The organism is Micromonospora sp. NPDC005087 (assembly GCF_042872965.1).
Taxonomy (GTDB): Bacteria; Actinomycetota; Actinomycetes; order Mycobacteriales; family Micromonosporaceae; genus Micromonospora.
Genome location: NZ_JBIALB010000001.1, coordinates 834,422 through 854,397 on the forward strand (window position 1 = coordinate 834,422; position 19,976 = coordinate 854,397).

At 73.5% G+C, this 19,976-nt stretch carries 19 protein-coding genes; 7 read left to right on the plus strand and 12 right to left on the minus strand.

Annotation, left to right across the window (positions count from 1 at the left end; all coding sequences use genetic code 11):
• Window positions 1-9 precede the first annotated feature (9 nt).
• A complete protein-coding gene (locus tag ACFYPS_RS03930) occupies window positions 10-1,047 on the minus strand; it encodes a methyltransferase (protein ID WP_354965218.1) in 1,038 nt (345 codons plus the stop codon).
• Window positions 1,048-1,141: 94 nt separating this feature from the next.
• On the opposite strand from ACFYPS_RS03930, the gene ACFYPS_RS03935 reads away from it, so the two are divergent.
• Window positions 1,142-2,734 carry an AMP-binding protein gene (locus ACFYPS_RS03935; RefSeq protein ID WP_354965219.1) on the plus strand — a complete coding sequence of 531 codons (1,593 nt, stop codon included), beginning with the start codon at window positions 1,142-1,144 and terminating at the stop codon, window positions 2,732-2,734.
• A 60-nt stretch (window positions 2,735-2,794) separates the two neighbouring features.
• On the opposite strand, the gene ACFYPS_RS03940 is transcribed toward ACFYPS_RS03935, so the two are convergent.
• A complete protein-coding gene (locus ACFYPS_RS03940) occupies window positions 2,795-4,021 on the minus strand; it encodes a nuclear transport factor 2 family protein (protein ID WP_387322596.1) in 1,227 nt (408 codons plus the stop codon).
• Between the two features lie 26 nt (window positions 4,022-4,047).
• Between ACFYPS_RS03940 and ACFYPS_RS03945 the strand changes: the two genes are divergently transcribed.
• Window positions 4,048-4,980, plus strand: a complete 933-nt coding sequence (locus ACFYPS_RS03945) for a LysR family transcriptional regulator (protein ID WP_354965221.1) — start codon at window positions 4,048-4,050, stop codon at window positions 4,978-4,980.
• Between the two features lie 62 nt (window positions 4,981-5,042).
• On the opposite strand, the gene ACFYPS_RS03950 is transcribed toward ACFYPS_RS03945, so the two are convergent.
• The 3 genes from ACFYPS_RS03950 to ACFYPS_RS03960 are packed head-to-tail and all read right to left on the minus strand — an operon-like array spanning window position 5,043 to window position 8,233.
• Window positions 5,043-6,179 (minus strand): class I SAM-dependent methyltransferase, encoded by a 1,137-nt coding sequence (locus tag ACFYPS_RS03950; protein WP_354965222.1) that lies wholly within the window; start codon window positions 6,177-6,179, stop codon window positions 5,043-5,045.
• A complete protein-coding gene (locus ACFYPS_RS03955) occupies window positions 6,176-6,481 on the minus strand; it encodes a phosphopantetheine-binding protein (RefSeq protein ID WP_354965223.1) in 306 nt (101 codons plus the stop codon). Before ACFYPS_RS03955 ends, ACFYPS_RS03950 begins: the two co-directional genes overlap by 4 nt.
• A gap of 51 nt (window positions 6,482-6,532) precedes the next feature.
• On the minus strand, window positions 6,533-8,233 hold the full coding sequence (locus tag ACFYPS_RS03960; protein ID WP_387322598.1) for an AMP-binding protein: 1,701 nt from the start codon (window positions 8,231-8,233) through the stop codon (window positions 6,533-6,535).
• 91 nt (window positions 8,234-8,324) lie between these two features.
• Between ACFYPS_RS03960 and ACFYPS_RS03965 the strand changes: the two genes are divergently transcribed.
• Window positions 8,325-9,476: an acyl-CoA dehydrogenase family protein gene (locus ACFYPS_RS03965; protein ID WP_354965225.1), complete on the plus strand. Its 1,152-nt coding sequence runs from the start codon at window positions 8,325-8,327 to the stop codon at window positions 9,474-9,476.
• Between the two features lie 73 nt (window positions 9,477-9,549).
• Here ACFYPS_RS03965 and ACFYPS_RS03970 read toward each other — a convergent pair whose 3' ends face one another.
• Window positions 9,550-10,947 carry an LLM class flavin-dependent oxidoreductase gene (locus tag ACFYPS_RS03970; protein WP_354965226.1) on the minus strand — a complete coding sequence of 466 codons (1,398 nt, stop codon included), beginning with the start codon at window positions 10,945-10,947 and terminating at the stop codon, window positions 9,550-9,552.
• 59 nt (window positions 10,948-11,006) lie between these two features.
• Between ACFYPS_RS03970 and ACFYPS_RS03975 the strand changes: the two genes are divergently transcribed.
• From ACFYPS_RS03975 to ACFYPS_RS03990, 4 genes are all read left to right on the plus strand, one after another.
• Window positions 11,007-12,080 (plus strand): methyltransferase, encoded by a 1,074-nt coding sequence (locus ACFYPS_RS03975; protein WP_354965227.1) that lies wholly within the window; start codon window positions 11,007-11,009, stop codon window positions 12,078-12,080.
• Window positions 12,081-12,091: 11 nt separating this feature from the next.
• Window positions 12,092-12,583, plus strand: a complete 492-nt coding sequence (locus ACFYPS_RS03980) for a VOC family protein (RefSeq protein ID WP_354965228.1) — start codon at window positions 12,092-12,094, stop codon at window positions 12,581-12,583.
• A 220-nt stretch (window positions 12,584-12,803) separates the two neighbouring features.
• Window positions 12,804-13,094 carry a hypothetical protein gene (locus ACFYPS_RS03985; RefSeq protein ID WP_354965229.1) on the plus strand — a complete coding sequence of 97 codons (291 nt, stop codon included), beginning with the start codon at window positions 12,804-12,806 and terminating at the stop codon, window positions 13,092-13,094.
• Window positions 13,091-13,717 carry a DinB family protein gene (locus ACFYPS_RS03990; RefSeq protein ID WP_354965230.1) on the plus strand — a complete coding sequence of 209 codons (627 nt, stop codon included), beginning with the start codon at window positions 13,091-13,093 and terminating at the stop codon, window positions 13,715-13,717. The genes ACFYPS_RS03985 and ACFYPS_RS03990 overlap by 4 nt, the downstream gene beginning before the upstream one ends.
• 163 nt (window positions 13,718-13,880) lie before the next feature.
• On the opposite strand, the gene ACFYPS_RS03995 is transcribed toward ACFYPS_RS03990, so the two are convergent.
• Genes ACFYPS_RS03995 through ACFYPS_RS04020 form a run of 6 tightly spaced genes read right to left on the minus strand, consistent with a single transcriptional unit; the run spans window position 13,881 to window position 19,976 of the window.
• Window positions 13,881-15,572 carry a carbamoyltransferase C-terminal domain-containing protein gene (locus tag ACFYPS_RS03995; protein WP_354965231.1) on the minus strand — a complete coding sequence of 564 codons (1,692 nt, stop codon included), beginning with the start codon at window positions 15,570-15,572 and terminating at the stop codon, window positions 13,881-13,883.
• Window positions 15,573-15,600: 28 nt separating this feature from the next.
• Window positions 15,601-16,104, minus strand: coding sequence for a (2Fe-2S)-binding protein (locus ACFYPS_RS04000; protein WP_354965232.1), 504 nt, complete (start codon window positions 16,102-16,104; stop codon window positions 15,601-15,603).
• Window positions 16,101-16,928: a xanthine dehydrogenase family protein subunit M gene (locus ACFYPS_RS04005; RefSeq protein ID WP_354965233.1), complete on the minus strand. Its 828-nt coding sequence runs from the start codon at window positions 16,926-16,928 to the stop codon at window positions 16,101-16,103. Before ACFYPS_RS04005 ends, ACFYPS_RS04000 begins: the two co-directional genes overlap by 4 nt.
• On the minus strand, window positions 16,925-17,701 hold the full coding sequence (locus ACFYPS_RS04010; RefSeq protein ID WP_354965234.1) for an alpha/beta fold hydrolase: 777 nt from the start codon (window positions 17,699-17,701) through the stop codon (window positions 16,925-16,927). Before ACFYPS_RS04010 ends, ACFYPS_RS04005 begins: the two co-directional genes overlap by 4 nt.
• Window positions 17,698-18,870, minus strand: coding sequence for a Gfo/Idh/MocA family oxidoreductase (locus tag ACFYPS_RS04015; RefSeq protein ID WP_387322603.1), 1,173 nt, complete (start codon window positions 18,868-18,870; stop codon window positions 17,698-17,700). The genes ACFYPS_RS04010 and ACFYPS_RS04015 overlap by 4 nt, the downstream gene beginning before the upstream one ends.
• Window positions 18,867-19,976, minus strand: a complete 1,110-nt coding sequence (locus tag ACFYPS_RS04020; RefSeq protein WP_387322605.1) for an NAD(P)H-binding protein — start codon at window positions 19,974-19,976, stop codon at window positions 18,867-18,869. Before ACFYPS_RS04020 ends, ACFYPS_RS04015 begins: the two co-directional genes overlap by 4 nt.

Here is a 19,976-nt window from a genome sequence, read left to right on the forward strand (position 1 = left end):
CGATACCTCCTAGGGGGACGTCGGCTGCGGCCCGGCGGGACCGGCGGCGATCACGGTGAGCGTGGGGGTGGCGGCGATGCGGTCCAGTCGCAGGCCGGCGCCGGCCAGCAGGTCGACGAGCTGGTCCCGGGTGCGGTGCCGGCCGCCGGTGAGCACCAGGGTGTGCAGGTCGACGAGCTTCGCGACGTCGAACACGTCGCCAGTGGGGATGATCGCCTCCAGCAGCAGCAGCCGGCTCTCCGGCCGCATCGCCTCGGCGATCCGGCGCAGGATGACCGTGGCGTCGGCGTCGTCCCAGCCCGGCAGGATCGTCTTGAGCACGTACAGGTCGGCGCCCGCCGGCACCGGGTCGAAGAAGCTGCCCGGGATGATCCGGCAGCGATCGGTCACCGCGGCGCGGGCGAGCAGCGCCGGCGCGGCCGCCACCACGTGGGGCAGGTCGAGCAGGGTGCCGCGCAGCTGCGGGCAGCGGGTGAGCAGGCCGGCCAGGAACGCGCCGTCGCCGCCGCCGACGTCAACGACGTCCCGGGCCCGCGCCCACGGCCACGCCGGCAGGACGGTACGCAGGTGCAGCCGGGTCAGGCTGGACATCCACCGGTCGACGGCGAGGCTGTCCGCCGGATTCCCGGCAAGGTAGGACCAGTAGTCGGTGCCGTGGATCCGGGGAAAGGCGGCCTCCCCGGTGCGCAGGCAGCGGCCGAGCCCCGCCCAGGCGCGGACGTCCGCGGCCATCAGCGGGTACGCGTCGCGCAGCGACAGTGGATGGTCGGTGCGCAGCGGCTCGGCGAGCTTGGTCAGCCCGAACACCTCCGGCTCGACCTCGGTGAAGATGCCCTTGCCGGCCAGCGCCCGCAGGGCACGCAGCAGCGACGGCGCGTGCGCGCCGGTGGCCTCGGCCAGCTCGGTCACCGGTCGTGGCCCGTCGACGAGCTGGTCGGCGACGCCCAGGTGGGCGATCACCCTTATGGCGAACGGCACGATGTAATCGGCGAGTTCGGTGAGCCGGGTCAACGCACCGAGGTCGGTACGGGGCCGCGCCGCCAGCATCAACCGCCTCCACTATCACGTGTCTTGTATCTCGCGTATCTGCACACTAGCTTGTGTTCCGGGTCGCTGTCACCGTCGTCGCGGGAGGCACTGAATGCTGGACGGATGGGTGAGCTGGCCGAGCGAGCTGGCCGAGCGCTACCGCACGGAGGGCTACTGGCGCGGCGAGTCGCTCGCCGACCTGGGCCGGGAATGGGCGCGGACGGACCCGGAGCGCACCGCGTTGGTCACCGCTGAGCACCGGGTGAGCTACGGCGACCTCGACCGCCGGGCCGACCGGATGGCCGCCGGGCTGCGGGCCCGCGGTGTCAGCCGGCACGACCGAGTGGTCGTCCAGCTGCCCAACGGCGTCGAGTTCGTGGTGGTGTGCCTGGCGCTGTTCCGCCTGGGCGCCCTGCCCGTGCTGGCCCTGCCGGCGCACCGACGGGCCGAGATCGGCCACCTGTGCGCGCACACCGAGGCGGTCGCCTACGTGACCGTCGACCAGGTCCAGGGGTACGACCTGCGCAAGCTCGCCGCCGATGTCCGCGCCGAGACGCCGTCGCTGCGGCAGGTGTTCGTGGTCGGCGACCCCGGCGAGTTCACCGCCCTGGCCGAGGTGGACGCCGACCCGGTGCCGCTGCCCTCCCCGGACCCGTCGGACGTCGCGTTCTTTCTGCTCTCCGGCGGCTCGACGGGCCTGCCGAAGCTGATCCCGCGCACCCACGACGACTACGCGTACCAGCTGCGGGCGACCGCGGCGGCGATGAACTTCGGGCCCGACGGTGTCTATCTCGCCGCGCTCCCGGTCGCCCACAACGCGGCCCTGGGCTGCCCCGGCGTGCTCGGCGCGCTGCGGGTCGGCGCCACCGCTGTGCTCGCCGGCAGTCCCAGCCCCGACGAGGCGTTCCGGCTGATCGCCCGCGAACGGGTCACCCTGACCACGCTGATGCCGCCCTTCCTGCCGTTGTGGGCCGACCTCGCGCCGATGCTCGGCGCCGACCTGACCGGCCTGGTGGTCGAGGTCGGCGGCGCCAACCTCAGCCCGGAGGTGGCCGCCCGGGTGACCCGGGAGCTGGGCATCCGCCTGGCCCACTTCTTCGGCATGGCCGAGGGCCCGATCTGCTGCACCCGCCCCGACGACCCGCCGGAGCTCGCGGCCCACACCCAGGGCCGTCCCCTGTCGGCCGCCGACGAGTTCCAGGTGATCGACGAGGACGGCCGGCAGGTCGCCGCCGGCGAAGTGGGCGAGCTGATCGTGCGCGGCCCGACCACGCTGCGCGGCTACTACCGGGTGCCGGAGTACAACGCGCGCACCTTCACCCCGGACGGCTTCCTGCGCACCGGAGACCTGGTCCGCTGGACCCCGACCGGCGAGCTGGTCGTGGTCGGCCGGATCAAGGAGGTCGTCAACCGGGGCGGCGAGAAGGTCCCGGCCGGCGAGGTCGAGGAGCACCTGCTCGCCCACCCGGCGGTCCGCGAGGTCGCCGTGGTCGCCGTGCCGGACCGGGTGCTCGGGGAGAAGACCTGCGCGGTGGTGGTGCCGCGCTCGGACGCCCCCACACTGGGGCAGCTGCGGGACTTCCTCACCGACCGGGGGCTGGCGGCGTACAAGCTGCCCGACCGGTTGGAGCTGCGCGGCGCGCTGCCGCACACCGGGGTGGGCAAGGTGGACAAGCGGGCGCTGGGCGCCGAGCTGACCGGCTGAGCAGGGCCACCCGTAGCTTTTCAGCGAAGAACGACGCCGAAAAGCTGCCGAACCATCCACTCAGGAGTGCCGGTGGTAGGCCTTGTTGGCGATGCGCCAGCTGTTGTCGACGTAGACCAGCAGGAAGATGTCGGTGAAGGTGTCCGTGCCGTGCCAGAGCGTCATGGTTGCGGTCGCGACGGTGCCGTGGACGTCGATGGAATCGATGCGGCGGGAGCGAATCGGTTCGTTCGGGGCCGGGTGGCCGTGGAAGAGAGCGCAGTAGTCGTCCAGGCGCCACGAGGCGAATGCGCCGTCCCGCATTCCCTCGATGTGGGCGGTGGGCAGGAACGCGTCGCGAAAGTGGGTGGGGTCGCCGGTGGCGTGTCCGCGGATGTAGGCGCGTAGCGGTTCGAGCACGGCGTCACCTACGGCGGGGACCGTGGCGGCAACGGCGATGTCGGCCTCAGGGTCGGCCGGGGTGTCGGCCAGGTCGGCTGCGCTGCGCAGCGGGGTGTTTGACGCGACCGCCAGCAGTGCCATGTCCTTGGCCAGCGCGCCGATCGTGAAGTCGGCCGTGGCAGCGGCTGGCTGGCCGCTGAGGAAGGGCCGTTTGCGGGCGACAAGCCCGCCGAGCTGGCCCAGTTCGAGGACGTCCAGCACCTGGGCACGGGGCAGGCCCAAGGCGTCGGCTTGCCGCAGTGAGTCGCGCAGCGCGAGGACGGCGCCGGCGAGGCTGCTGTTGGCGACCAGCTTGAGCGCCGCGGCGGCGGAGGCATCGTCGACGCGCCGCACGGTGCCGAGCGCTTCCAGAACCGGTCGGACCCGGTCGAACGCGTCCTGGTCGGCGGCGGCGAGAATCTGCAGGGTGCCGGCGGCAGCAGCTGGCACGGAGCCGAGCACCGGCGCATGGACGTAGGACGGGCCGAGTTGCCGGGCCAGCCTCGACGCCTCGGCGGGGGCGATCGTGCTGGTGTTCAGCACGATGGCGTCCGTTCTCAGCGAGTCGCGGACGTGGTCGACGACCTGCTGGCAGGCCCGGCCGTCGAACAACGCGAGAAGCGTGATGTCGGCCTTCGCGACGGCGTCGTTCGGGTCGCCGGTCGTCTCGACAACGCCTGCCGCGCGCCCGGAGCGTGTCCAACCGACGACGTCCCAGTCGTAGCCGGCGAGTCTTGTCGCGATCGCAGCGCCCATGCGGCCCAAGCCAAGAACAGCGATAGTGCGCGGTTCGGTCATGCGTCCCAGAGTGAGGTACCGCGATAGCTGCGACAAGCGCAGATCTCGCACGACAGCCATGCGGGACATGCATACCGACAAGGCACACTCGTGCCATGGAGTTGCTTGTGTGGCGGACGTTCGTGACGGTGTGCCGGCTCGGTTCGCTGTCGGCGGCGGCCGCCGAGCTCGCTCACACACAGTCGGCCGTCTCCCGACAGATCGCCGGTCTGGAGCGCCAGCTCGGCGTGCCGCTGTTGCAGCGGCACGCGCGCGGTGTGCGCCCGACGCCTGCCGGCGAGGTGTTCCGTCACCACGCCTTGGCCGCGCTCAACGAGGCCGACCGCGCCGTTCGCGCCGTACGGGACATTCGTGACGGGACGCTCAACCGGCCACTGGCCGTCGGCGCGACGCCATCTCTGGCCGCCGGGATTGTGCCCGCGGCGATCCGCCGCCTGATGGATACGGCCGGACCCATCCGGTGGAGTCTGCTGCCCGGGCTGAGCGCACAACTGCACGACCGCGTGATCGCCGGCGACCTCGACGTCGCTGTCGTCACCGATGCGCCACCAGGGCTACCCAACGACTCACGTCTCGAACGCCGATTCCTGGGGATGGACGAGATGGTCGTCGTGCTGCCCGTCGACCACCCGCAGGCCGGTCACGGTCCGGTGCGCATTCAGGCGCTGGCCGACCAGACCTGGGTCGAGGACAACGACGGCTCGGCGGCGCTGCTGCACCAGCACGCCGCCCGCGCCGGAGTCACCGCCCGCATCGACCTCACCGCGGCCGACCTGCCCGGCAAGGTGGCCCTGGTCGCCACCGGCCACGCCATCGCGCTCATACCTGGGGCGCTGACGTGCGCGCTGCGGACCGACGTCACCACAGTGACCCTCGCTGATCCCCCGACCCGCGGCATCTACACGATCACACCACGTCGCGACACACACCCGAGCGCTGCACCCCTGTTCGACCAGCTCACGCTAGCCTTCGACTCGGTTCGTCCTGCCCAATCCGCGCCTTGGCCGGCCGAAACGGGCCCCCGCTGAAAGCTACGGGCGGCCCGAGCCGGCGTGGGGAAGGAGCTGACGGCCCCTTCCCCACCCCCAACTCAGCCCGTCAGGTGGTACAGCCGGTGGAAGCGGTCGTCCACCGGCACGATCTGCACGTCCGCGAAGCCGGCCTCGGTGGCGAACCGGCGGACCTGGGCGGGACGCAGGACCGTCCCGGTGGCCGTCGAGTCGGGTCCGGCCAGACCGGCCGGCAGGCAGTGCAGCACGCTGGTGGCGTACTGGAAACGCTCGATCTCGTCGCCGGGCGCGACGAACCGGTGCGCCACCTTCGCGTCCAACACCAGCACCGCGCCGCCCTCGCCGCGCAGCCGACGGCAGGCCCGCAGCACCGACACCGGCTGGCACATCTCGTGCAGCGCGTCGAAGACGCAGACCAGGTCGTACCGGCCGGCCAGCTCCGGGTCGACGGCGTCGCGCCGGTGGAACCGGACCCGGTCGGCCACGCCGGCGGCCGCGGCGTTCGCGTCCGCCGCGGCGACCGTCGGCGCGTCCAGGTCGTAGCCGTCGATCTCGGCCAGGGGGTACGCCCCGGCCAGCGCGATCGCCGCCCAGCCCGCGCCACAGCCGATGTCGGCGATCCGGCTCGGCGCGGCGCCGAGCCGCTGGTGGATGCGCGGCAGTGCCGAGGAGAGCCAACCGGGCAGGGCGTACGTGAACAGCGCCCGGTTGGCGCCCGAGTGGCCGTGCCGCCAGTCGTCGCCGTACACCTCGTCCGGCACCCCGGCTCCGGTGCGGTACGCGTCGAGCAGCGCCGGCAGCGCCCCGGCCACCCCGCCCAGCGGCAGCATGGTCAGCGAGACCAGCGACAGCGGGCTGTCCGAGGCGAGCAGCACCTCGGCGTGCCCCGCCGGCAGCCGGTAGACCCGCCGCTCGGGTGCGGCCGCCACGTCGTCCACCTCGACGAACCCGGCGACCGCCTGCTGTTCCAGCCACTCCCGCGCGTACCGAGCGTCGATACCGGTACGCGCGCACAGCTCAGCCACGTCGGCCGGGCCACGGTCGAGTGCCTCGTACAGCCCGAGCCGGGCGCCTAGGTAGCCGGCCAGCAGCTCCTGGGTGTGCAGCATGGCCAGGAACAGCCGCAGCGACAGCGCCCTGGCCCGCTGGTCCCCGTCGCCGGGCGTCGCCGGGCGCAGTGTCGCCGCGCCCGGCCGGTGCCCGGAGCGCGCGGTCAACTGGCCAGCTCGCCGCGGGCCCGCAGTATGTCGTTCACGTGCTCCGCCACGGCGTCGATCGTGACGATCTTCCGTGCGGTCGTCTCGTCGATCGGCGGCAGCTCGAACTCGTCCTCCAGGGTGAAGGCCAGCTCCAGCAGCGCGAGCGAGTGGAAGCCGAGGTCCTCGACCAGCCGCGAGTCACCCGCCCCCTCGATCTGCTCCGGGTTGGGCGCCAGTTCGGTGACGATCGCCGTCACCGAGTCGCGCACCTCCGCCTCGGTACGCACCTCGGCTGTCGTCGACCTGGTCGCGTCGGTCATTCCCGCCTCCTGTCCGAACGTCCCTCAGGACGCCGTCGTCGTCTGCTCGGTCTAGTCCCGCTGACCGGCCGGTGCCGTGGTGACCACGGTGCCGGGCAGCCGGTCATCGACGAACGCCTGCCACAGCTGGCGCCGTTTGGGTTTACCGCTGGAGGTGCGGGCGATGGTGCCGCGCGGCGCGTCCACGATGACCACCCGCGCACCCTCTGCCCGGCGGCGCAGCTCCCGCTCCGCCTGCGCCAGCCACTCGGGCTGGGCCTGCTCGAACACGGCCACGACGGTCGCGGCGCCGGCACGGTGGCCCAGCAACGCGGCCATCCGCTGGGCCGGCACACCGGGGCGGCAGATGGCCCACTCGAGATCCTCGGCGAACACCGCCCGACCCCGCACCTTCATGCTGTCGCCGAGCCGGCCGAGCACGTGCAACTGCCCGTCGTGCAGGAAGCCGGCGTCGGCGGTGCGCAGCACACCTTCGCCGAGCGCGGTCTGCGACGCCGAGTCGCCCTCGTTGATGTACCCCTGCGCGACGGACGCGCCGTGCACCTCGATCTCGCCGACCACCCCGTCCGGCAGCGGCGTGCCGGACTCGTCCACGATCCGCACCCGCACCCCGGTCAGCGGCCGGCCGCAGCCCACCACCGGGTACGCGTCGACGGCGTCGTCGACCGGCTCGGCGGGGTCGGGTACCGCCCGTGCGCCCAGCCGTAGCCGGTCGGGGCGCAGCTCGACGGCGTGGTACAGCTCGTCCAATGGCAGCCCGGTGACCGCGAGGGTCGCCTCCGCCAGCCCGTACGCGGGCAGCAGGGCGCGCGGGTCGAAGCCGTACGGGACGAGCAGCGCGCAGAACCGGCGCAGCGCCTCGGCGTCGACGCGCTCGGCGCCGACGATGACCGCGCGCCAGTCGGAGAGGTCCAGCCCGGTCAGCGCGTCGGGGCGTACCCGGCGGGCGATGTACTCCAGCCCGAAGTTCGGCATCGAGGTCAGTCGCGCGCCGTGCGCCCCGAAGCAGCGCAGGTAGCGCCCGGGGTTGCGGACGAACTCCTCCGGCGGCATCAGCCACAGGTCGCTGGTGTTGACCACCGGGGTGACGAGGCACCCGATGAGGCCCATGTCGTGGTGCACCGGCAGCCAGGACGCGGTCGGGTCGTCCGGGGTCATGGCCAGCCACCGCCGGATCGCCGTGACGTTGGCGGCCAGGGCCGCGTGCGGCACCTGCACGCCCCGGGCGCGGCCGCTGGAGCCGGACGTGAACTGGAGCAGGGCGAGCGGGCCCGGTGCCGCGACCGCGCCCCGGGCTCCGCCGGCGGCGTCGGCCAGTTCGTCGGCGCAGAGGACCCGGCGGACTCCGGCGGTCGCGGCCAGCGGCTCGATGGCCGCGGTGAGGGTGGCCGCGCAGACCACCACCCGTGGCGCGGCGGCGCGCAGGAGGCCCAGCACGTGCTCGCCGTAGACCTCGCGGTCCTGAAAGGCCAGCGGTGGGGCGATCGGTGAGGGCGCCGCTCCGGCGGCCATCGCGGCGAACAGCGTCGCGACGAAGTCGGGGCCGGCGGGCTCGACGATGGACACCACGTCGCCCGGGACCACCCCGACGGCCCGCAGGCCGGCGAGGATCACCCGGGTCCGGTCGGCCAGTTCGGCGTACGACAGGAAGGTCCAGTCGTCACCGCTGGCCGCGAAGTGCACACCCCGGTCCTGCCTGGGTCGTTCCAGCCAGCTCAGCAGCGGCGAGCCCGAAACGGCGCGTACGGTCATCGGCCGGTCACCTCCTCCCCTGTACGTCTATCCGAGATCGATAGCAGATACAAGGCTAAACAAGATACGAGTGAGGCGATAGGGTGTATCCGTGACCAGTACGCTTCCCCGGGTCGACGGACTGCTCCCCGCGCTCGCCGAGCGGGCGCCGGAGATTGACCGGGCAGGCCGGGTCCCGGACGACGTCCTCGCCGACCTCAGCGCCGCGGGCTGCCTGCGGATGCTGGTGCCGTCCGCCCATGGTGGCGCCGACCTGCCGCTGGTTGAGGCGCTGCGGGTCATCGAGCAGCTGTCCACCGCGGACGGCTCCACCGGCTGGCTGATCGGCCAGGTGGGCCTGGCGCACCTGCTGTTCGCCTGTTTCCCCGAGGCCGCCCGGGACGAGATCTACGCGGGCGGTCCGGACGTGTTGGGCGCCGGCGCGGTCGCGCCCAAGGGCCGGGCAGCCCCGGACGGCGCCGGCGGCTGGCGGGTCAACGGCCAGTGGCCGTTCGTGACCGGCAGCCCCCAGGCGAGCTGGATCTACCTGAACTGCATCGTGCTCGACGGCCGCACACCCCGGACCCTGCCCAACGGGGCGCCGCTGACCCGGATGGTGCTCTTCCCCGCCGGCGAGCTGGAGCAGATCGACACCTGGCAGGTGCTCGGCCTGCGCGGCTCCGCCAGCCAGGACGTGCGGGCGGCCAACCGGACCTGTCCCGAGCACCGCGGCTTCAGCCTGGTCGGTGACGGCGACGACGTGCGCCGAACGGTCTTCCGGATCGCCCAGGCCGGTCTGCTCATCGCCGCGGTCGACCTCGGCATGGCACAGGGCGCCGTCCGCGACGCCGCGGCCCACGCCGCCGCCGGCCGCCGCCGTACGTTCAGCACCCGGTCGCTGGCCGACTCGCCGGTGTTCCACGACCGCCTCGGCGAGGCCCACGTGGCCCTGCGCGCGGCCCGGGCGCTGCTGCACCACGAGGCGGAGTCTGCCTGGGAGACCGCCCGGCGGGGCGAGGTGCTCAGCGCACTGGACCGGGCCTGCCTGCGGGCCACCGCCACGCAGGTCACCACCGCCGCGCTGCAGGCCGTCCAGACGGCGTACGCGCTGGTCGGCGCGTCGACCGTGTTCGACTCCTCGCCGCTGCAACGGCGACTGCGCGACATCAACACCGCGACCCAGCACTTCGTGAACAGCCGGGACAGCTACGGCACGGTCGGTGCACTGCTGAGCGGCGCGGACGTCGACACCACGATGTTCTGACCACGGCGTTCTGACCACGGCCCGGCCCGCACCCACCGCGCCGGGTCGCGGTCGGCGCCGGGAACCCGGCAGGTCAGCCGCGGGCGGGGGCGGATTCGACCGCTGCCCGCGGGTCCAACGCTGGCACCCGGGCCGGCACGGGCGCCCCGGCACCGAAGTAGCGCTCCCGCAGGGTCCGCTCCGCCGGGTCGTACGCGGAACGGAACAGGCCACGGCGCTGCAACTCCGGCACCAGCAGGTCGCAGATGTCGTCGATGCCCTGGGTGGTCGGGCAGGGGATCAGGTTGAAGCCGTCCACGTCGGCCACCGCGCACCACTCCTCCATCCGGTCGGCGACCTGCTCGACCGTGCCGAAGAGGGTCACCGGGGCGCCGGTGCGGGGCCGGCGGGCGGTGGCCACCAGGTAGCGCACGTCACCGACCGTCCAGGTGCGCTCGGGCCCGAGCCGGCGCAGGAAGCCCACGAAACTCTGACTGCCCTGCCCGGCGATCTCGGCCACCGGCGTCTCGTCCGGATACGCCGCGAGGTCGACGTCCATCCAGCCGCACCACTTGGCCAGCTGCCCCTCCCCGCTCCACAGCGCGACGTACTCCTCGGCCCGCCGGCGGGCCTCGGCGCGGGTCGGTGCGACCATCACCATGCTGCCCTGCAGCGCCTTCACCGAACGCGGGTCGCGCCCGTGCGCGGCGACCTGGGACCGCAGCCGGGCCACCTGCGCCGCGCCGCTGGCCGGGTCCGCCATGGTCAGGAAGACGACCTCGGCGTGCCGGGCCGCGAAGGTCATCCCCCGCCCGGACGCGCCGGCCTGGTACAGCACCGGGGTGCGCTGCGGCGACGGTTCACACTGGTGCGGGCCCCGCACCGAGAACCAGCGCCCCTCGTGGCCGATCTCGCGTACCCGGTCCGGGTCGGTGAAGACGTTCGCGGCGACGTCGCGGACCACCGCGTCGTCGTCCCAGCTCTCCTCCCACAGCCGGCGCGCCACCTCGACGTACTCGTCGGCCCGGTCGTAGCGCTCGTCGTGGTCCAGGTACGAACCCAGCCCGTTCGCGGACGCGGACCGCAGATACGAGGTGACGATGTTCCAGGCGACCCGTCCGCCGGTGAGGTGGTCCAGGGAGCTGAACACCCGGGCGCACTCGTACGGGGCGTGGTAGGTCGTCGAGTAGGTGACGGCGAGGCCCAGCCGGGAGGTGGTGGCGGCGATCGCGGGCAGCACGAGCAGCGGGTCGATCGACGGGAGCTGCACCGCGTGCCGCACGGCCGCTCGCCAGGATCCCTGGTAGACGTCGTAGGTGCCGTGCACGTCGGCGAAGAAGAGCGCGTCCAGGCAGGCTGCCTCCAGCCGCTGGCCCAGCTCGACCCAGTAGGCGAGGTCGCGGTAGCCGGTGGCGCTGCGGTCGGCGGGGTGCCGCCAGAACCCCTTGAACTGCGGCGACGGCGAGCACTGGGTGAACAGATTGAGATGCACGTATCAAGTGTCTCGTATGCTATCTGGTATCGCAACGCTCGACCGGATACGGTACGGACATGTCCGTGACGCCTCGCATCGACCTCGCGTCGGTCACCCGCCTCACCGAACTGGCCGACTACATCGTTCCGTTCACCATCCGGGTCATGTGCGACCTGGCGGTCGCCGACCACCTGGTCGAGGGCCCGTTGCCGGTGGACGTGCTGGCCCGGCGGGTCGGCGCGCATCCCGGCGCGTTGACCCGAGGCCTGCGCGCGCTGGCCGGGCGGGGGATCTTCACCGAGGTCACCCCCGAGGTCTTCGGGCTCACCCCGCTGGCCGAACCGCTGCGCAGCGACCACCCGTTCTCGGTCCGCGAGTGCTTCCCGTTGATGCCGCCGGACATCTACTCCTGGGCCCGGTTGACGCACAGCCTGCGTACCGGTGCGACGGCGTTCGGGCACGTGCACGGCGGCACCCGGTACTACGACCACTTCGCCGACCACCCGTACGAGTGCGTCCGGTTCGAGAAGTCGGCCGAGAGCGTCAACCCGTTCGTGCTGCGGACCGTACTGCCGGTGCTGGACCTGGCCGGGGCCCGGACGCTGGTGGACGTGGGCGCCGGGCACGGCACCTTCGCCGGTGGCCTGCTCGCCCGCCACCGGGAACTGCGCGCGATCCTGCTCGACCTGCCGCACGTGGTGGCCGAGGCGCCGGGCGTGCTGGCCCGCGCCGGCGTCGCCGACCGGTGCGAGATCCGCGGCGGAAGCTTCTTCGACCCACTGCCCGCCGACGCCGACGTGTACCTGCTCAAGACGATCATCCATGACTGGCCGGACGAGCAGGCCGCCGAGATCCTGCGCAACGTCCGCGCCGCCGCCCGGCCCGACAGCCGGCTGGTCATCATCGAGTCGGTCAGCCGCTACGGGAACCACGACGACACCGGCAAGGTGATGGACGTCAAGGCGCTCGCCCTGTTCGGCGGACGGACCCGGACCGAGCCGGAGTTCCGCGCGCTGCTCGCCGAATCCGGGTTCCACCTGTCGCGGATCACGCCGACCTCCTCGATGTCGGTCCTCGAGGCCGTGCCGGCGCCCGACGGCGAACCCGTCGCCGTCCGGCCGGCCGTCGCGGCGGCCGGCCGGACGGCCTGACGAGGCCCGCCATGCCGCGCCTGGACGGTCGCAACCACGTCAACCTCACCGTCGTCGACCTGGAGCGCAGCACCTCGTTCTACTGTTCGGTGTTCGAGATGGTGGTGGTCAACGACGTCACCCCGCCCGAGTCCGGCTTCCGCTTCCGCACCCTGCTGCACACGGCGTCGTTCGCCTCGGTCGTGCTGGGCTGCGTCGAGGGCCCGGCCGACGCCGAGGTGGGCGAGGTCGACCCGCAGCGCTTCGACGAGCGGCGCCCGGGGCTGCACCACCTGGCCTACCACGTGCCCGAGCGCGGCGACCTGGACGAGTGGGTCGCCCACCTGGACGGCATCGACGTCCCGCACTCCGGCATCACCACCTCCAAGCACGAGGCCGGATCGCAGATCTGGCTGCGCGACCCGGACAACATCTGGCTGGAGTTCTACTGGGTGAACCGGGACTTCTTCGTCGACCGGCTACGGCAGGTCTGGCGACGCGACCGTCGGACGGCCCGGGCCTGAGCGGGGGTTGAGGAACATCGGAACGAAAACCGGCGCTAAGCACCTGTCGGCCCTGGTGGGCGCCTGACGGGACGTCGGGCGCGGGACGATCTTGAAGTCATCCCACAGATAACGCCGCACCGCCCGGCTGCTGCCCTGGCTGCTCAAGGGCCGCACCCGCGGTCCGGTGTTCGTCACCGCCCGCCGTGCGGGGCCGGGGAAGGTCATTGGCCCTCGGGACGTGTGCCCAGACACCGGGGCGGCGCGCCTGTCCTACGGCCAGGCCCGCGCCCTGCTGGACATCCACACCGCCACACAGGGCCCGGGGACGGGCTGGGACCTGCACAAATACCGCCACTCCGCGCTGACGCACCTGGGCGAGGCTGGCGCGTCGCTGCTGATGCTGATGGCCAAGTCCCGGCACCGCAAGCCGGAGAACCTGCGCCGCTACTTCAAGCCGTCGCCGGACGCCATCGCCGAACTCACCAGCCTGCTCGCACCCGGCGACACACGCCGAGGCGGCGGCAAGTGACCGAGTCGGCCGACCCGTCGATCCTGATCATCCCGACCGACCCGAAACCACCGAGCCCTGGAGTTGACATGGCTGACATGATCGTGCCCGACCCCGTCACGCGGGACATTCTCGCGATCTTCGAACGCGCGCGATCCCGGCTGTTCGAGCGCCTTGAGGACCTGACCGACGCCGAGTACCACTGGGAGCCGGTCAGCGACTGCATCAGCATCCGCCCCGGCGACGACGGCGTCTTCCGCGTCGCCACGCTATTTCCGGAATCGAGTCCGGAGGCGCCGGACCCCCTCACGACGATCGCCTGGCGCATCTGGCACATCGGCAGCCTCTGCCTGCGCGGCTATGTGATCCACTTCTTCGAGGACGTCCCCGAGTTCGGCGACCGCCACGAGTGGCCGGGCACCGCGAAAGAGGGCGTCGAGGCGCTCGCCGAGGACTGGGAGCACCTCATCTCCCGTATCGCAGCCCTCGGCGACAAGCGCCTGTTGGCGCCGATAGGCCTGGGCCCCGGCGGTTGGGCCGATGAGACCTATCTGAAGCTCGCGCTGCACGCTCTGGTCGAGGTCGCGCATCACGGCGGCGAGATCGGCCTGCTGCGCGACCTGTACCTGCGCGAAGGCGTCTGATTTCGGCGGTGGGCGACCTTGCCCGGCGGCCGTGTGCCGCCAGGTCAAAGCGCTCTCAGGCCCGCGAGCGGCTTGGCGCCGGTTTCGTTCCGATGTTCCTCAACCCCCTGAGCAGCGGACCGCGCGAAGAAGGGGCCTCCCGGTCGGGCGGCCCCTTCGCATGTCAGGCCGGCAGGTCGGCCTCGCTGCGCGCCACCACCGCGTCCCCGAGCACCAGCAGGTCGATCTCCTTGGCCCGGACGAACGTGTCCACCGCGTCGGCGGCCGAGTTCACAATCGGGTCGCCGGCGAGGTTGAACGAGGTGTTGACCACCGCCGGCACTCCGGTGAGCTGCCGGAACTGCTCGATCAGCGACCAGTAGCCGGGGTTGGTGTCGCGGTACACGGTCTGCGGGCGGGCCGAGCCGTCCACGTGCGTCACCGCCGGGACCCGCAGCCGCGCGTCCGGGCGCAGCGAGGCGGCGGCCAACATGAACCGGGACGGATCGCCGACCGGACCGTCGACCAGCTCGGACACGTGCTCGGCCAGGACACTGGGCGCCACCGGACGCCACATCTCCCGCCCCTTGAGCACGTTGAGGCGTTCCAGGCTGCGCCGACCACGCGGGTCGGCCAGCAGACTGCGCGCGCCGAGCGCCCGCTGCCCGATCTCGGCCCGCCCGCGTGCCCAGCCCACGATCCGGCCAGCGGCGAGTTCACCGGCCACGGCGCGGGCCAACTCGTCGTCACCCAGGCGGCGGTGCACCATGCCGGCCCGAGCCGCCGCCGCCTCACCGGCCTCCGTGGTGATCGGCTGACCCCAGTACGCGTGGTCGAGACGGGTGGGCGCGAACTCACCGCACTCCCGCGCGGCGACCAGCGCGGCCCCCAGGGACACCCCCGCGTCGGTCGGCACCGGCGGCACGTAGACCCGCTCGAACAGGCCACTGCGGACCAGCACGCCGACCATGGTGCAGTTCATCGCCACCCCGCCCGCGAGCGCCAGCACCGGGGTGTCGACCCGCCGACGCAGCTCGGCGGCCAGCGACAGCACCGTCTCCTCGAGCCCTTGCTGGATCGTCGCCGCGAAGTCCGCGTACGCGATCGGCTCCTCCCCGGTGCGCGGCGCGTACGGGAACAGCTTGCCGAACTGGGGTTTGAGGGACTCGGCGACGGCCGGGTAGTACGCCATCAGCGGGCCGAGGGTCGCGGCCCTTCGGGCGGGCACGTCAGCGGTGGGCGTGCCACGGACCAGCTCGTACCCGCCGGGAACCGCCCGCACTGGCGCGCCGGGGCCGGGCCTTCCGTACGCGGCGAGGCCCATCAGCTTGCCGGTGCCCCAGTAGCCCAGCCCCGCCCACTCGGCGGCGGCGTTGTAGTAGAAGCCCAACGACTGCTCGACGGGCCACTCCCGCAGGATCTCGATGTCCCCGTCGGCGTAGCGCCCGAACGAGGTCGACTGCGTCTCGCCGGCGCCGTCGAGGACCAGGACCGCCGCCTCGTCACAGTCGACGCTGAACGCCGCGCTGGCCGCGTGCGCGACGTGGTGCGGCACCCAGCGGATCGCCGGCATGGTCAGGTCCTCGTGGCCGGGGAAGAGCATCGCCCGCAGCCCGTCGGGGGTGAACCGTCGGTTGCGCCCGAGCGGGATGTCCCGGAAGTCCCAGCCGATGGCGACGGTGTCCACCTCCTGCGGGCCGATGCCGGCCATCGCCAGGCAGGCGGCGACGGCGTCGGCGGGCGGTTGGCCCACCGCGTGCTTGCGCCGGCTGACCCGCTCCTGCTCGACGAGGCCGCAGAGCGCACCGTCGCGGACCAGCGCGGCGCTGGAGTCGTGGAAGCCGATGTTCACCCCGAGTACGTAGCGCGCCGACATGGTCGGCCTCCTTTCCGGTGTCTGGCGGTCATCCGACCTGGCGGGCCTCGTCGAGGGCGAGCACGGCACGGACGATGTTGTGGTAGCCGGTGCAGCGGCACAGGTTGCCCTTCAGGGCGTGCCGCACGTCGTGCTCGGTGAGCGGCCCCGGGTTCTCCTCGAGCAGGCTCACCACGGCGAGGACCATGCCGGGAGTGCAGAAGCCGCACTGCAGGGCGTGGTGCTCGTGGAACGCCTCCTGCACCGGGTGCAGCCGCTCGCCGTCGGCGAGCCCCTCCACGGTGCGGATCTCGGCGCCGTTGGCCTGCGCGGCCAGCAGGCTGCACGACTTGACCGACCGCCCGTCCAGCAGCACCGTGCAGGCCCCGCAGGAGGAGGTGTCGCAGCCCACGGTGGCCGCGGTCAACCCCAGCTCCTCGCGCAGCAGATGGACCAGCAGGGTACGGGCCGGCACCCGCCGGCTGTCCGGGCGACCGTTGACCGTGGCGGTGACGGCGACGGTCGTCGTACCGGGACGGGCGTCGATGCTCATCGTGACTCCTCCGGGATGGTGCCGTTCTCGGCCAGGGCGCGGGCCACCAGCACCCGGCTCAGGTGCCGCCGGTAGGCGGCCGAGGCGCGTACGTCGTCCGGCGGGTCACACCCCTCATCGGCGCGCGCCGCCGCAGCGACACCGGCGCCCTCAGCGAGGGCCACCTCGACCCCGTGCGCCCGCCGGATGGTCGGCCCCATGCCGGCCAGCGCGACCCGACCGTCGGCGACGGCGACGGCCACCAGCGACCACTCCAACGCCGGCCGGGCGAAGGTCCGGTAGCTCCACCGTGCCGGGCCGGGCAGCGGCACCCGTACCTCGGTGACGAGTTCGTCGGGCCGGCACACCGTCGCCCCGGGCGCCACGGCCAACTCGGCGGCGGGCACCTGCCGGGCGCCGGCCACGCTGCGCAGCACCACGACGGCGTCCAGCGCGACCAGGGCCAGCGGCAGGTCCGCGGCCGGGTCGGCCTGGGCGAGCGCGCCGCCCACGGTCCCCACATGCCGCACCTGCGGGTCACCGACCGCCGCGGCGGCGACGGCCAGCATCGGGGCGTACCGCTCGACCAGCGGGTCGGTGAGCAACCGGCGGTAGCGGGTCAGCGCGCCCACGGCCAGGTGGTCGTCACGGTGGGCCACGTACGACAACTCGCCGACCCGGCCGAGGTCCAGCAGGGTGTCGACGCGGTCGTGGCGCAGCTTCAGCGCCGGCAGCAGCGACTGCCCGCCGGCCAGCGGCCGCAGCTGGTCGCCGTACGCCTCGCGCAGCTCCAGCGCCTCGGTCAGGTCCCGGGCCCGGTGGTAGTGCAGGTTCGCCGGGATCACGGGCCGGCCGCCGACCAGGTGGGCACCGGGCTGCGGTGCGTGGCGCGCAGGATGGTCTCGATGAGCTGGTTGCGGCGCGGGAGCAGGTAGAAGTGGCCGCCGGGGAACGTGTGCAGGGCGAAGCCACCTCGGGTGCGGTGGGCCCAGTCGCCGGCCTCGTCCGCGGTGACCTCCGGGTCGTCCGCGCCGACGCAGGCCAGCACCGGCGTCCGTAGCGGCACCGGCGGCCGCGGACGGTAGGTCTCGGCGATCCGGTAGTCGGCGCGCAGCACCGGCAGGGCGATCGCGCGTACCCCCTCGTGTTCGAGGGCCTCCCGGCCGGTGCCGCCGAGCCGCCCGGTCTCCGCCCACAGCGCGTCGTCGTCGGCCAGGTGCACGCTGGTGGCCCGCAACCGGTCCGGCCCCGGGCGGCCGGAGACCACCAACGCCCGTAGCACGCTGCCGGGGCCGTCCAGCCGGCGTGCCGTCTCGTACGCCACGGACGCCCCGAGGCTGTGCCCGAACAGGACGACCGGGGCGTCGGCCGGCAGCGCCCGCACCGCTGCGGCGACCCCCTCGGCCAGGGTCGGCAGGTCGGCGGCGAACGGTTCCCCGGCCCGGTCCATGCGACCCGGATACTGCACGCCGTGCACCTCGACGTCGTCGGGCACCTGACCGGACCAGGGCCGGTAGAAGGCGGCGTTGCCGCCGGCGTGGGGGAAGCAGACGAGGCGCAGCGCCGGCCAGCGCAACGGCCGGGGGCAGCGCAGCCAGGTACGGCCGGCGGGCGTCACGGTCGCGCCCCGATCCGCACCGGCTCCGGCGTGTCGACCGCCCCGGCGGCAGCTTCGGCCAGTTCCGCCACGTCGGACGCGACGAGCATCCGCGGCGGTACGGAGTGCACCAGGTCGGGCGGCCCCAACCGGGTGGTGACGTCCTGCCACAACTGGCACAGGCTCAGGTGGTACTGGCCGTGTCGGGCCAGCTTCTCCCCGCCCAGCGCCGCCCGGTGCAGGTTGCCCAGGGCGTACCCGACGCCGGCCGGCCAGACCTCCTCGAACACGGTGCGATAGCTGGGCGCGACCGTGTCGGCCAGCGGCTGCGCGCTCGGCACGTCCAGGTGGTCGGGCTCGGCGCCCTCCCCGTCGGCGAAGTGCGGCCGGCCCACCCCCCGGTCCTGCACCTGCTGCGGAAAGTCCGGCCGAGGACTCCACACGGTGGGTCCGTGTGTGCCGACGAGGGTCAGGTTGCCGGCCTCGGTGCCGATGGTGACCCGGTGCAGCAGGTGCGCGTAGTTGTCCGGGTCCGCCGGGTCCATCTGGTTCTGCACCCGCAGGGTCAGCGGCACCCCGGCGAGCACCCCGTCGAGGCTTCGGAACGGCACGTCCACCCGGGACAGCCGGCGTACCTGCTCGGGCAGTTCGACCGCCGGGGCCAGGCCCCACGGGCGTACCCCGCCGAGGGTCTGGCCGAGGATGTCCAGCAGCGCGTACGCGACCTGGAAGCCGCAGGCCGCGTCGACGTAGCGCGCCGGCTGCCGGGCCAGCAGCGCCCGGGCCGCGGCGAGGAACCGGCGCACCGGGGCGGTGTGCACGTAGAACGAGTTCAGGTGGTAGACGACCCCGGCCCGACCGGCGGTCCGCAGACACTCGACCAGCTCGTCGTGGTGCAGCGGATGCTCCTGCAGCACGTGCAGCCCTCGTTGCATCAGCGCCCGGGCCACCTCGCCGCCCGGTCCGCCGAGCAGACCGCCGCGGATCACCACGCAGGCCAGCGTGACGTCGGCGGGCACCTGGGCCACGTCGGTCCACAGCGGCACCCCGTAGTGCCGGGCGCACGCGACCGAACGGGCGCTGCCCCCGGCGAGGATCCCGGCCAGCTCGAACGGAAAGTCGGGCTGCCGAAAGGCCTGCAGGTACACCTGGCCGAACTTGGTGCCGGCGACCAGCACTCTCGGTTTCACGCCACCCCCTCCTCGATCAGGTCGTGTGACCCCAGCGGGACGTCGTCGATGGTCAGCGACGTGACCGCCGGGCTGGTGCGCAGCAGGTCCACCGCCCATCCCGGGTCCACCGCCTCGGCGAGGTGGTGCACGCCGGGTGGCACGGCGCCGGCGGCGACCGCCAGGGCGCCGAGGGCGACCGCCGCGCCGGTGAGCGCGTTCGCGCCGACCCCCCGGCAGGCCAGCACGCGGCTGCCCGCCGGGCCGGTCACCTCGATGACCAGCAGCTGGTAGCGGAGCCGACCGAAGGCGTCCAGCTCGGCCGCCCGGCACAGCTCGGCTGCCGCGTCGGCGAGCTGCGCCGCCGTCGCGCCGTCACGCGCTCGCCGGGCGCCGGCGGCGAGCGCGGCCGGCAACCGGCTGCCGGCGAACGCCGACCACCAGTCGACGTCGGTGAGGCCGAGCCGGCGGGCGACCCGCTCGGTCTCGGTGCTGAGGTACGGCTGCAGCAGCACCGGCTCGTCGAAGAACGGCACCGCCACGTCGGCGCGGGCGGCGAGGACTCGGCTGTGCCGCCCACCGTTACGCCACGCGGCCAGCGGCTCGCCGTAGTCGGCGTTCCCGGCGGCGATGAAGTCCAGGGCGGCGCCGAAGGTGAAACCGTCGCGGCCACCGACGTACCCGGTCATCCGCCGTGCCGCCGGCAGCTGCGCGGCGAGGTAAGCGGGAAGCAGCCCGGACAGGCCGGGCATCAACCCGGCGGAGAGCACCGCGACCCGGTCCGCGGCTGCCGGCAGGGCGGACACCGCCGCGTGCAGCGGGTCGTCGCCGGCCGCGTCGACGTAGCCTGCACCGCTGCGCGCCGCCGCGCGGGCCACCGTGTCACCGATCGAGGCGGCCGGCCCGGCGCAGTTGACGACGGTGTGGCAGCCGGCGCAGAACGCGTCCAGGCTGGCGGCATCGGTGACATCCACCGCCCGCACGTGGACCCGCGGGTCGTCGGCGACGAGCCGGGCGGGATCGCGGGCGCCGGCCCGTACGGTGTCGACGCCCCAGGCCAGCAGGTGCGCCAGCGCGTGCCGGCCCACCCCGCCGGTGGCGCCCACCAGGGCCACCGTCCCGGGCAC

What these genes read in the sequence shown, in the direction of transcription:
- ACFYPS_RS03955 (WP_354965223.1), bottom strand. Translation starts at nt 6,481, where the DNA reads ATGACCGACGCGACCAGGTCGACGACAGCCGAGGTGCGTACCGAGGCG.
- ACFYPS_RS03980 (WP_354965228.1), top strand. Translation starts at nt 12,092, where the DNA reads ATGCCGCGCCTGGACGGTCGCAACCACGTCAACCTCACCGTCGTCGAC.
- ACFYPS_RS03935 (WP_354965219.1), top strand. Translation starts at nt 1,142, where the DNA reads ATGCTGGACGGATGGGTGAGCTGGCCGAGCGAGCTGGCCGAGCGCTAC.
- ACFYPS_RS03995 (WP_354965231.1), bottom strand. Translation starts at nt 15,572, where the DNA reads ATGTCGGCGCGCTACGTACTCGGGGTGAACATCGGCTTCCACGACTCC.
- ACFYPS_RS03945 (WP_354965221.1), top strand. Translation starts at nt 4,048, where the DNA reads ATGGAGTTGCTTGTGTGGCGGACGTTCGTGACGGTGTGCCGGCTCGGT.
- ACFYPS_RS03975 (WP_354965227.1), top strand. Translation starts at nt 11,007, where the DNA reads ATGTCCGTGACGCCTCGCATCGACCTCGCGTCGGTCACCCGCCTCACC.
- ACFYPS_RS04000 (WP_354965232.1), bottom strand. Translation starts at nt 16,104, where the DNA reads ATGAGCATCGACGCCCGTCCCGGTACGACGACCGTCGCCGTCACCGCC.
- ACFYPS_RS03930 (WP_354965218.1), bottom strand. Translation starts at nt 1,047, where the DNA reads ATGCTGGCGGCGCGGCCCCGTACCGACCTCGGTGCGTTGACCCGGCTC.
- ACFYPS_RS03960 (WP_387322598.1), bottom strand. Translation starts at nt 8,233, where the DNA reads ATGACCGTACGCGCCGTTTCGGGCTCGCCGCTGCTGAGCTGGCTGGAA.
- ACFYPS_RS03940 (WP_387322596.1), bottom strand. Translation starts at nt 4,021, where the DNA reads ATGTCCCGCATGGCTGTCGTGCGAGATCTGCGCTTGTCGCAGCTATCG.